The sequence below is a fragment of the Myroides sp. 1354 genome, assembly GCF_030324495.1.
Taxonomy (GTDB): domain Bacteria; phylum Bacteroidota; class Bacteroidia; order Flavobacteriales; family Flavobacteriaceae; genus Flavobacterium.
Window position 1 is genome coordinate 107,937 of the sequence record NZ_JACAGN010000008.1, and the last position, 12,136, is coordinate 120,072.

Sequence of the window (12,136 nt, forward strand, 5' to 3'; positions counted from 1 at the left end):
TATTCCTACGTAAATATCCATAATAATAGGGATAGGTGAGCTAGTAAAATAACGTAATTTTATAGCTATAAAGAAGATGGATATGAAAATAGAAAACAACCATACAGCTCTTCAACAAGAATGGCTTTTAAAAGGAGAAGAATATGCCAAAGGAATCAATGACATGGTTGCTTTTGGAAAAGAACACGGATGGGAAAATTGGAAAGGCGAAGAACCAGAAGATAAAAGAGAACATTTAGGTCAAGCGATTCTCGATTTATTAAAACAGGCAAATGTGGAAGGAAATGTAGAGGCATTTAGAGCAGCATTTCCACCGGCTTATCCGCCATTAATTCCATTCTTAGAGGAAAAATCACAATACATAGGAGATTTAGTAGCCATTGAAGCTAATAGCGTTGCTTTTTTAGCAGGTACTTCCTATGAAACGCGTACTGCTTATTTGCTTTCGGGTACAACGGTTCACATACTAGATGATACAATTAAAGGATTAGGGAAGTCAATGCGCAATGGTGTATTTGCTATTGCTTATGCGGATACCCTTGTTACGTATCAAGGGTGGAATGGTCCTGAAATTGCTACTTTTCAATTAGGTGAATTGGCGAATTTGGGTATTTCTAAATTAATTCCCTTTAACGATGGAACACGTATTCTATTTGTAACATCAGAAGGAGTGTACTTGTTGGAAGAAGAAAAACAACAACTCATTCACCCTGTTTTATCTGAAGAGGAGCAAAAAGAAGCGGAAGAAGAAGGGTATGATTTCTATATTGATATGGAAAATGCAACTCTATCTCATGATAATACCTACATTGTTGTTGGAGATCAAGATCGCGATCACCGCATTTTGCACATCGATGGAAAGGAAGTGGGAAGCGTAGGACCGCAATCGTCTTATCCTCATTTCTGTTTGTTCTCCAAAGATGATCAACAGTTAATTACCAATTCTTGTCACTTCTACAACGGAGTTACCATTGGAGTAGATGCAACGAAATTAGAAGGCATGCAGGTAGAAGCCTATGAAGAAAGCGATGACTTTATGTATATGGATGAAGGAATGCGCGTGTATCAAGGGGTTGCAGTACAAGATTATTATGTTTTAGGTGATGCCTATGGATATATTCGCTTCATCAATAAAGCAGGAGAAGATATTGGTCAATTTTTTCTTGGCGGAACGATAAGTGGAATGGCGGTGTCAGAAGATGAGACAGTACTGTGGGTAGGGACCTATGCAGGAGCTTTACACAAATTAGAACTAGACAAAGCCATACGCGATACACATACCATTGGAACTCGTCCTTTATACGAACAATTTCGCTTGCTTGTATGGAAAGATGAACCGCAAGTATGGCGTTGGTAAAAAAAGAAAAAAAGGTGAAAGAAAATCATGTAGAAGTGCTAGTAACTCATTTAAAGCAGACTATTGTTTTAAATGAACAAGAAATACAGCGAATTAGTGAGGTAGTAGAAATTGTATCGCTCAAGCGAAAAGAATTGCTCTTACAACCAGGGCAACTATCTCAGCATATGCGATTCATTGCTCAAGGAAGTGCGCGTTGTTATTATCTCGATGAACATTCACAAGAACATACGCTGCAAATCGGAGTTGAAGAGTGGTGGATTAATGATTTGTATAGCTTTTTGACGCAAAAAGAATCAAAATTGTTTATTCAAGCCATTGAACCTGCTGTAATTGTTCAGATTAGCAGAGAGAATCTCGAGCTACTATACACGGAAATTCCCGCAATTTCTACTTTCTTTCGATTAAAAATACAAAGTGCTTATGTCGCCTTACAAGAGCGAACCATCGAAAATATGAGCACAGAAGTCTATGCGCGTTATCAGCGATTTATCAAGGATTATCGCAATATTGAGCAGCGAGTGCCACAATATATGATTGCTTCATACTTGGGCGTTACTCCCGAATTTCTGAGTTATCTCAAGAAGAAAAACATAGAAAGTCTTTCTTAAGATATCTTAAGAACCACCTTAGAGCGAGCTAATACATTTGTCCTATGAAAGTAAATAAGCATAGACAAATGAAATTAGCTCGTTTTTTTATGGTCCTAATCGGACTCTTACCTCTTGTTGTTTTTGGACAGCAAACAACTTATACTCCTGATCTGATGGTCGGAAATAGATCGTATGGATATACGCATACCATCAGTCATCAATTGTCTGATAAGATTACCTTACAAAATCTCGTTTTATTCGATTCAGAATATCAAGACGACAACCATAATATCTTTTTTATCCGCAATACAGTTGCGTATAAATTGCCTAAAAACTTCATTTTAAATGCTGGTTTTGGCGTGAAAAATCCCGGGAAGTTTGCCAGTGTATATCTCCAATATCAGTGGAAGAAAAAAGATTTTCAATTGGTTTATGGCATAGGAACAACCTATCAAAAGGGATTCACTTTAGAACAGTCTCTATTGGTCGAATATACCCCCAAATTAACGGAACAATGGCAGGGATTATTTCGTCTGTCTGCCGTTGGAAATGTCAATCAATACGAATATACCCGCGGATTTCAGCATATTCGAATAGGTGTAAAGAAAGATAATCTTACGATGGGGGTAGCTGCGAATTTAGAGCAGTTCAATATGAGCTGGGATCACTTCGAAAATTACGGAGTTTTTGTAAAAGTAAATTTATAATTAGATATAAGATGAATAGAAAAGTAGACACTGGACTGCTATTGAGCAGAATTGCCATTGGATTTCCCATGTTGTTTTACGGGATTGGCAAATTGATACACGGAATTGGATTTATTCAACAAACCTTAGTGGATAAAGGCTTGCCCGTTTTTTTTAGTTATGGCGTATATGTAGGGGAGGTAATCGCTCCTCTACTATTGTTGTTGGGATGGAGAACGCGTTTGGCAGGAGCTGTTTTTGCCATCAATTGTGTGACGGCAATTCTATTGGTTCAAAGTTCGGACATCTTTAGCCTCAATGAAAATGGTGGTTGGAAAATTGAACTTTTGATGTTGTATGCATTAGTTGCCGTGAGTTTGTTCTTCACTGGTGGTGGAAAGTATGCAGTATCAACGACCCATCAATGGGATTAAAAAAAGCTTCTTCAAGAAGCTTTTTTTTATAGAAATAAAGTTGAATTTAACTGTTTTTTTTCCTTAGATGTAGGATGATTTTTCGAATCAATAAAGGGACGAAGGATTGGACTATCATCTACAAAGAGAAGGTCTAAGGAAAAGCGGTTATTTCCATACAGTCCACGGTGAATCATATTGGCAGAAAAAATGAGCAAATCACCGCGTTTGAGTTTAATTTGTTTGCCTCGAACCAAAGCATCACTCGGTTTTTTTCCATTTTGACCCAAACGAACATCTTGTTCCTCTTCTAAATCCCAGCTGCGATGAGTGCCTGGAATTAGTTCAATGCCTTCTTCATCTTGGAAGGGAATACGGAAGTGAAGCACATTTTGTGTCAGTATACTTTTCTGTTGTTCTTCAATCGACATACCCGTATACTGAATATCCCGATGCCAATAATTTTTTTGTTCTGTATTAAAAGGATCAAAGAATAATTGGGTGTTTAGAAAAAGAAACTTCGCTGGAAATAGGGTAGAGAGAAGCGGTTGAAAATGATTTCCAGCTATAAATTGAAATAAAAGCATACGTTCCTCTTCGGATAAGGATGTACTTGATGTTAAACTGTGACTATTAATTAATCGAGTACGATAATCTTCTTGATAATCGATTAACCATTGTTGATGAAACTTTGTGAGAATCGGTTCTATTGGTTTTAATTCTTCCAATTGAAAAAATTGTGGAATATATAAATAGCCCTCCGTAGTATAAGAATTGAGTTGAATCATAGGTGTAGCATTCAGTAAGTATTAAAAGTACACTATTTCCATAAGGTATAAAATTCTTTGTGATTCTTTTCCTTCTGCATCAAGTCTCCACTAGCATTATTATGTATATTTGTTAAAATCTAAGAATTGACCCCCTCATACAATTAAAACAAATACAGCATGGAAATTTACGCTAAGAGATACGCTCTTTATCAACAGAAATACAATGAAATTAGGAAAAAGTACAAATTAATAGGCGCTTTGCGTTTAATTGCTTTTTTAGGTATTGTCTACTGTTTTTATTTGTCCGTTTCTCGTGGAGATTACCAGTATTTGTATGTGACTGGAGGACTTGTCATCGTCTTCTTGATTTTTCTGCGTATACACGCTTCGTATTCATGGAAAATGCGCTATGCTGAAGCCTTAATGCAAATTAATAAAGAGGAGGATCAATTCATAAAAGAAGATCAATGGAACTTTGAAGATGGTGCTGAATTTCACACCCCTGACCATTCTTATGCGTATGATTTGGATATTTTTGGACCTAAATCCATTTATCAATACCTCAATCGAACTGCTTCTTATAAAGGAAAAGAATATTTAGCCACCCTTTTAAAAAGCAGAAGTAATAAAGCGGATATACTCAAAAATCAAGAGGTAATTAAAGAGTTATCTCAAAAAGTCGAATGGAGACAAGAGATTTATGCCTATAGTAAGTTGTCCAATTTGAGTAAAGACGTTTATCTGCGTTTAAAAGCATGGAGTGAATCCAAGGTCAATGAATTGAGTAAGGTTTCTTTAGTGCTCGCTTATGTATTGCCTTTGATTTTTGTCCTCGCTTCGATTGGATTTTTTATCGATTCCACTAATGCTGTTTGGGGGTATATTGCATCGACAGTTTTTTCTTTCAATTTAATCTGTGCGTTGTCTAAAGTCCGCGCCATTCAAGTGGAATTAGGTGGAGTAGAAAAAATACACGAAACTATTGAGAGTTATAGTTCGATTATCAAGCGCATTGAAAAAGAAGAATTTGCCACAGCACGCATGAAAGAATATTTAAAAGAAATCAAAAGCGATTCTTTTAAAGCGAGTGCGGAGCTGAAAAAATTATCCCGCCTTTTTGAGCAATTGGAAACAGTAGCAAACTTGTTTGTTTCAATTTTGTTTAATGGCTTGTTTCAATTTCACGTACACGTCTTACACAAATTCTTGAAATGGAAGAAAGAAAAAGGAAGATTAGTTCTTACCGTGATAGATATTGTCGGAGAAGTAGAAGCATTTAACTCCCTGGGGAATTATTCCTATAACAACAGAAGTTATACGTTTCCTGTGTTGAATGAAACCAAAAAAATGTCCTTCCAAAATTTAGGACATCCTTTGATCCATGCGAAGAAACGCGTGACCAACGACATTGATTTTTCTAATCAACGTTTTGTAATCTTAACGGGATCCAATATGTCTGGGAAAAGTACGTTTTTGAGAACCATAGGAGTGAACTTAGTTTTAGCGGGAATAGGAGCGCCGATTTGTGCGACCAAAGCAACCTTCTTTCCACTGCCTTTGCTCGTTTCTATGCGATTAACTGACTCTTTAGAAGATAGTGAGTCTTATTTCTATGCTGAGGTAAAACGCCTAAAAATGATTATCGAACAAGTGCAAAGCGAATCGTGTTTTGTTTTGTTGGATGAAATTCTAAGAGGAACAAACTCAGACGATAAACAAAGTGGAACCATTGGCGTAATTCTCAAATTAATTCGCGAACAAACCTATGGAATGATTGCGACTCACGATTTAGAGGTGTGTAATACAACGAACGATTATCCTGAAATTTTGATGAATAAGTGCTTCGAAGTAGAAATTAAAAATGATGATTTACATTTCGATTACAAAATAAGAGATGGAATTTGCCAAAATAAAAATGCAACTTTCATCATGAAGAAAATGCAGATTATTGATAGTTAGTTATCTGTTATCAGAAATCTGTTATCAGTAGGTTTTTCTGAAATAGGAGATGTTTTCTTTAAATGACAAACACCAAACGACAAACATAAACTTTGCAAAAAAACAAAAAAGGCTCTCCATTGTAATGAAGAGCCTTTTTTTATGTAATAATTAGTTTGTTACAATTTAGAAACCAATGTGTTGATTAAATCGCGAGCAATAGGTTCAGCAGCTTGTACTGCTTTTAAAACTTCGTCGTGGTTTACATCGGCGATTCCCTCTTCATTCCCCATATCGGAAATAACAGAAATACCGAAAATTTTCATATCCATATGACGAGCAACAATTACTTCTGGTACAGTTGACATTCCCACACAATCTCCACCTACCGCTTTTACCATTTTGTATTCTGCTAATGTTTCAAAAGTAGGTCCTTGTAAACCATAGTAAACACCTTCTTTAATATCGTAATTCTTTTCCTTCGCAATAGCTTTCGCCTGTTCGATAATGCTCTTAGTGTACACTTCGTTCATATTGACAAAACGAGGGCCGAAACGCTCATCGTTGTGACCGCGTAAAGGATGATCTGGGAAAGCGTTGATGTGATCTTTGATAATCATAATATCACCTACTTTAAACGAAGGATTAACCCCGCCTGAAGCGTTGGATACAATTAAAGTATCTACACCTAAATATTTCATTACGCGAATGGGAAACACCGTAGTTTTGATGTCGTATCCTTCATAGTAGTGAAAGCGACCTTGCATAGCCACAATCTTTTTACCTCCTAAAGTTCCAAAAATCAAAGCACCTTTGTGCCCTTGAACAGTTGATACTGGAAAATTGGGAATATCTGCATACGAAATTTCATGTTCGATGGCGATATCCGCAGTTAAATTCCCTAAACCAGAACCTAAAACAATACCGATTTCAGGTTTAAAATTTGTTTTTTCAATGATGAATTGAACGGTTTCTTGTACTTTCTCCCACATAGTGTAAAATTTTAGTGTCAAACGCTTCGCTATTGTTTAAGAAAGCAGTTTGAATAGGTAAATAAAATAATTGGCTCTCAGGAAGAAGACCTTGGAGTCGAACATAATCCTTTTCCGTAGTGATGATTTTCTTTCCTTGCGCTTTATTCAAAATTAGTTCAAGATCTGCAGACGAAAAATGATGATGGTCAGGAAAAGTTAAACACAATGTATCTTCTTTTTTGAGGTGATCAAAAAAGGATTGTGGTTTTGCAATCCCTGCCACTAAGATAAAGTCGTCCTGAATTAATCGAGTAACCTCCACTGAATCAGACTTTGAATATGCAATTTTACTAAAATCAATATACGTAAAAAAAGACAATTGTCCTTGCTTTAGATGTAATTCTTGTGTTATGCTTTTTTGTTGTGCTTCGCTCAGGTCTTTGGGACACTTCGTAATGATGATGATATCGGCGCGTTTGGCTCCTTTTCTCGATTCGCGTAAATTTCCCGTAGGCAACATAAAATCCTTGAAATACGGATCGTCATAGGTGGTGAGTAATATGTATAATCCCCCTTGAAAGGCCAGGTGCTGAAAGGCATCATCCAACACAATTACTTCTGTGTTAGGCTTGCGTTGCAAAATATTTTCAACCCCGTTCACGCGTTTGGCATCCACAGCAACGTTGATATTGTCAAATTTACAGTGGTACTGAAAAGGTTCATCGCCAATCTGTTCCATGGTTGTATCTGCATCAGCCAAAAAGAAACCTTCGCTCTTTCTTTTATATCCTCGACTCAAAGTCGTGGTTTGGTATTGATCTTTTAACAAGCGAATGATGTACTCCACCATCGGTGTCTTTCCTGTTCCTCCCACGCTGAGGTTTCCCACTACAATAGTAGGAATAGCAAAGGAGGTACGCTTGAAGATACCTATTGTATAAAACCAATTTCGTATATTGGTAATCAAACCATACAAAAGGGCAAAGGGAAAAAGAAGGATACGCAGTAATTTCATCCTACGAAAGTATCAATTTTTCCTCTCTTATTTTAATTTTTGTTGGGTTTCTCTTACTTTCCAATGGGTATCATCAAAGTACTTGTGGTAAATAGTCAAGGCTTTTTGATACTGATTATGCGCCATGTTTTGCTCTCCTTGTTTAACAGCTAAATCACCCAAGGCAACTGCGATATCTCCAAAAATAGGATGGTCGGCTTTGAAAAACTCTCGGTTAATATTCAACGACTGATTTAATTTCTCTTTCGCTTCAGCTAATTTACCTTCACGTATATTTAATATACCGTAGTTTAGGTATACTTGAGCAGTGAACGGACTTTTATCTGATAAAATGTTTTGATGCATCCGGAATGATTCTCTAAAATAATGATCTGCAGTTGAATAGTTTTTTCGATTCATTTCAACAAGACCTAAGCCATTGAGGGCATTTGCTTTGAGTAAAGAATTGGAAAGATTGTAATTATCAGCAATGAGGATAACTTTTTGATATACAGTATCTGCCGTTGTAAGGTTGCCTCGATGGTAAGCAACGTGAGCAGAATGACTGTGCAAAGTGGCCATATTTACTGAATTGGGAATGATGGATGTTGAAGCAAAGTCAAGTGACTCATCAATTAATAATTGTGCTTTTACAAGATTACCCTGAAGTAACGCAAGGTCTGATTGCCCCGCTAATACTAACGGAATATTATGTGTTTGCGTAATTTGTCCACTGTTGTATAAATCTAAAGCAGTTTGATAGTTTTGAGTGGCAGTTGAATACTTGCCAAGCATTTTATTCACATCGCCAAGCATCTTAGAATTGTAAGCAAATAGTTCATTCGTGTTACCCATCAATTTTGTTGTCATATCCAAGACTAACGTTATTTGTTCTTTAGCTTCTTCAAACTGACCTAACGCATACTGAATTTGTCCCAGAATAGAGTATGCCTCAAGAATTTTTAATTTATTTGGTGATGATGTTTCCTCAAAACAGCGAAGACACGCTTTAACCGTAGTTTCTGCTTGTTTAAATTGATTGGATTTAAACTGATAGTAAGCGAGACTAAGCTGTATGCTACAAGATAGCGAACTGTTTTTTTCAACTAGCTCTTGTGCTTTAGTAATATAGGTAAATGCTTGCTGTAAACTGTCGATAGCTAGATAGTTGTAAATTTGACCTTGATAATTGTTTAAAAGGATTTTGCTGTGTTCAGGTGTTTGGACTTCTTTAAGTAGTGCAGTATTAATCATCTCTAATAGTTCGTTTGACTCAGTAAAACCGTTTTGAGCACTCATCATAAAAGCCATATTACCTAGATAAGAAGATGAAGTTAGATCAATTTCTGTTTTATTTGTTGCTTCGTTGTAATTGGCGAAAGCACTCATGTAAAAGTAACCTGCAAGATCAATTTTGTTTAATTGTCTGTAACAGTGTCCAATCATATTTAAGGCATCTGATTTTTGCTCTTGCCAGTAAACAGATTTAATCGTTGGAATTGTCAAATATTTATAAGCTTGTAGATAGTGAGAGAGTGCTTCTTTATATTGTTTAGCACTATAAAGTGATTCCGCCTTGCAAAAATAGGCCTTGAAGAGCGTCGAATACGTTCTGCTGATGGGATATAGATGCTCTTCACCTTCGTATTGGTACAGCATTTGAATTGTTTCGATACTAATTGTTTCGATGTTTTCTTTTAGAAGATCGTGGAAAATAAATTCTCTTGTTTGATAATTTTGCTCTTCCATTTCTGTTTTTTCGATGAGCAGTCTGCCATATTGATTTGCTTTTAAAGCATAGTTAATCGCAATATCGCAATTGTTTTCGTCAATAGCGGCTTCTGATTCATAAGTATTATCCATCATCAAAAGATTATTAGTCACAAATTCATTTCCCTTGTTTAACTGAATGAGTACTTTTCGATAGGGTTTGAAAGACTCTGGTGTATACAAGAAAAAGGAACTAACCAAGGAAAGAACTAAACCACGATAAAAAATCATTCGTATCTCTGTGTCAATTCTTCCTTTTCTTCTTGTGGATAAAATGTAAATTGCTAAACCCACAGTAAGTAAAAGAGTAGGTATAGGAAAATAAACAAAATAATCAGGTGCTTGTAGACTGGTTGATAGAGATAGTGTAACTACCGCTGGCCCATAGCTTAGTCCTGAAATTAAAGGAAGATAAGCTTCTTTTTCTTTGGAAATATAAAATAGAGAATGCCCACCTAAAAAATAAGAGAGACCAAGGAGCCAGATCGTAAAAAAGTAAGAAACAAATAAATAAATAGAATTAGATAAAAGTAGAGTGGCTAGGATAAGTATTCCAAGTAGGGTTAAGAGTATCTTTTCGTATTTTTTCAAAAGCTAAAAATTAATAGGTTAGTGGTGATTGTAACACACGAAAGTAACTTATTTTATTTGTATTAACATAATTTATGTTGTTCTTTTGGATTAGATAGGAAATTTTCAACTTCGTGATGAGTTTTGTATCTTTGGAAAGAGATAAACAACGATACAGCTTGTAATTTGATATGAAAGTAAAAAATATTATTCCCATTTTAGAAGAGTTAGCGCCATTGAGCTATGCAGAAGATTTTGACAACGTAGGCTTGTTGGTGGGAACTATGGAACAAGAAGTAAGTGGAATTTTGGTTTGTCACGATGCATTAGAGCAAGTGGTGGAAGAGGCTATAGCACAGAAATGTAATTTGATTGTTTGTTTTCATCCTATTCTCTTTTCGGGATTAAAAAAAATTACAGGAAAAAACTACGTTGAACGTGCAGTAATCAAAGCAATCAAAAATGACATTGCTATTTATGCGATTCACACCGCTTTGGACAATCACCAAGAAGGGGTAAACAAAATATTTTGCAACACCTTAGGATTGGAAAATACCCGTATTTTGATTCCTAAAGCCAATTACATTCAGAAGTTGGTCACTTATGTACCTATACAAGATACAGAAAAAGTGCGTCAGGCGTTGTTTGCCGTTGGAGCAGGAGCAATTGGCAATTACGATCACTGTAGTTTTGTATCAGAAGGAAAGGGAAGTTTTAAAGGCAATGAAAAGAGCAATCCGGTACTTGGACAAGCGGGAGTAGAAGAGATTGTGGCAGAGCATAAAGTAGAGGTAACTTATGAAAAACACTTACAAGGGAAAATTTTAAGTGCTTTGTTTCAAGCTCATCCTTACGAAGAAGTGGCTTATGAAATCTACAACCTCGAAAATAAATTGCAAAATGTCGGAATGGGTATGATAGGAGAACTCAAAGAGCCCATGGATGAATTGACGTTTTTACAATTGGTAAAACGACAAACAGGTACAGGAGGAATTCGCCACAGTGCCTTGTTAAATAAGCCTATTCAGAAAGTAGCTGTATTAGGTGGTTCAGGAAGTTTCGCTATAAAAGCGGCTATTCAACAAAAAGCAGATGCATTTATCACGGCAGATTTAAAATACCATCAATTTTATGAGGCTGAAAATCAGCTTGTTTTGGCGGATATTGGTCATTTTGAAAGTGAAAGATATACAAAAAATTATATAGTTGAGTTTCTTTCAAAAAAAATGCCTAATTTTGCAGTTATTTTATCAACAGTAAATACGAATCCAGTTAACTACTTATAACGATGACAAAGAAAAAAGAATTAACGGTTGAAGAGAAATTAAGAGCGCTTTACGACTTACAATTGATTGACTCAAGAATCGATGAAATCAGAAATATGAGAGGAGAGCTACCTCTTGAAGTTGAAGATCTAAAAGACGAAGTTGCTGGACTTAACAAACGCTTAGAGAAACTTCATGTAGATTTAAATAGCATCGAAGCTGGCATTAAAGACAAAAAGAATGCCATTGAAGAGTTTAAAGAAGCTATTAAAAAGTACACGGAGCAACAAAACGAAGTGAAAAATAACAGAGAATTCAACTCTTTAGAGAAAGAGATTGAATTTCAAAAGTTAGAAATCGAGCTTGCTGAAAAACACATCCGTGAAATGAAAGTAAGTATCGAGAATAAAAAGAACAACATTGAACAAACAGAAGAACGTTTAGGAGCGCGTAATGAGCATTTAACTCATATTGAAGCTGAGTTGAAAAACATTATGTCAGAAACTGAACGCGAAGAACAAACGTTGTTAGCGAAATCAGACGAGTTCAAACAAGATATTGAAGATCGTTTGTTGAATGCTTATATGAGAATTAGAGGCGGAGTGAAAAATGGATTGGCAGTTGTTTCTATTGAAAGAGGTGCTTCTGTTGGATCTTACTTCACTATTCCACCACAAACGCAAGTAGAAATTGCTGCGCGTAAAAAAATCATCACAGATGAGCACAGTGGACGTATTCTTGTTGATAGCGCTTTAGCTGAAGAAGAAAGAGAAAAAATCGATGCAATCATTGCAAGTTTAAAATAA

Annotated in this window: 11 protein-coding genes; 7 read left to right on the plus strand and 4 right to left on the minus strand. The window is 35.9% G+C overall.

Annotated elements, in window-relative coordinates; genetic code table 11:
* Nucleotides 1-82 precede the first annotated feature (82 nt).
* Genes HX004_RS10325 through HX004_RS10340 form a run of 4 tightly spaced genes read left to right on the plus strand, consistent with a single transcriptional unit; the run spans nucleotide 83 to nucleotide 3,070 of the window.
* Nucleotides 83-1,357 carry a YncE family protein gene (locus HX004_RS10325; RefSeq protein ID WP_286442411.1) on the plus strand — a complete coding sequence of 425 codons (1,275 nt, stop codon included), beginning with the start codon at nucleotides 83-85 and terminating at the stop codon, nucleotides 1,355-1,357.
* A gap of 14 nt (nucleotides 1,358-1,371) precedes the next feature.
* A complete protein-coding gene (locus HX004_RS10330) occupies nucleotides 1,372-1,968 on the plus strand; it encodes a Crp/Fnr family transcriptional regulator (protein WP_502888478.1) in 597 nt (198 codons plus the stop codon).
* A gap of 44 nt (nucleotides 1,969-2,012) precedes the next feature.
* On the plus strand, nucleotides 2,013-2,657 hold the full coding sequence (locus HX004_RS10335) for a hypothetical protein (protein ID WP_286442413.1): 645 nt from the start codon (nucleotides 2,013-2,015) through the stop codon (nucleotides 2,655-2,657).
* Nucleotides 2,658-2,668: 11 nt separating this feature from the next.
* Nucleotides 2,669-3,070, plus strand: coding sequence for a DoxX family protein (locus HX004_RS10340; protein ID WP_286442414.1), 402 nt, complete (start codon nucleotides 2,669-2,671; stop codon nucleotides 3,068-3,070).
* A gap of 26 nt (nucleotides 3,071-3,096) precedes the next feature.
* Here HX004_RS10340 and HX004_RS10345 read toward each other — a convergent pair whose 3' ends face one another.
* Nucleotides 3,097-3,837: a phytanoyl-CoA dioxygenase family protein gene (locus HX004_RS10345; RefSeq protein WP_286442415.1), complete on the minus strand. Its 741-nt coding sequence runs from the start codon at nucleotides 3,835-3,837 to the stop codon at nucleotides 3,097-3,099.
* A 159-nt stretch (nucleotides 3,838-3,996) separates the two neighbouring features.
* On the opposite strand from HX004_RS10345, the gene HX004_RS10350 reads away from it, so the two are divergent.
* Nucleotides 3,997-5,778 carry a MutS-related protein gene (locus HX004_RS10350; protein WP_286442416.1) on the plus strand — a complete coding sequence of 594 codons (1,782 nt, stop codon included), beginning with the start codon at nucleotides 3,997-3,999 and terminating at the stop codon, nucleotides 5,776-5,778.
* Nucleotides 5,779-5,936: 158 nt separating this feature from the next.
* Here the strand turns inward: HX004_RS10350 and HX004_RS10355 are convergent, their stop codons facing one another.
* From HX004_RS10355 to HX004_RS10365, 3 genes are read right to left on the minus strand one after another with little or no spacing between them, the layout of a single operon-like run.
* A complete protein-coding gene (locus HX004_RS10355; RefSeq protein ID WP_286442417.1) occupies nucleotides 5,937-6,749 on the minus strand; it encodes a purine-nucleoside phosphorylase in 813 nt (270 codons plus the stop codon).
* A complete protein-coding gene (lpxK, locus tag HX004_RS10360; protein ID WP_286442418.1) occupies nucleotides 6,709-7,746 on the minus strand; it encodes a tetraacyldisaccharide 4'-kinase in 1,038 nt (345 codons plus the stop codon). Before lpxK ends, HX004_RS10355 begins: the two co-directional genes overlap by 41 nt.
* A gap of 27 nt (nucleotides 7,747-7,773) precedes the next feature.
* The gene (locus tag HX004_RS10365) at nucleotides 7,774-10,086 is read right to left on the minus strand and encodes a tetratricopeptide repeat protein (RefSeq protein WP_286442419.1); all 2,313 of its coding nucleotides are present in this window, start codon (nucleotides 10,084-10,086) and stop codon (nucleotides 7,774-7,776) included.
* A 170-nt stretch (nucleotides 10,087-10,256) separates the two neighbouring features.
* Here HX004_RS10365 and HX004_RS10370 point away from each other — a divergent pair, with 170 nt between their 5' ends.
* The gene (locus HX004_RS10370; protein WP_286442420.1) at nucleotides 10,257-11,351 is read left to right on the plus strand and encodes a Nif3-like dinuclear metal center hexameric protein; all 1,095 of its coding nucleotides are present in this window, start codon (nucleotides 10,257-10,259) and stop codon (nucleotides 11,349-11,351) included.
* 2 nt (nucleotides 11,352-11,353) lie between these two features.
* A complete protein-coding gene (locus HX004_RS10375; protein ID WP_286442421.1) occupies nucleotides 11,354-12,136 on the plus strand; it encodes a zinc ribbon domain-containing protein in 783 nt (260 codons plus the stop codon).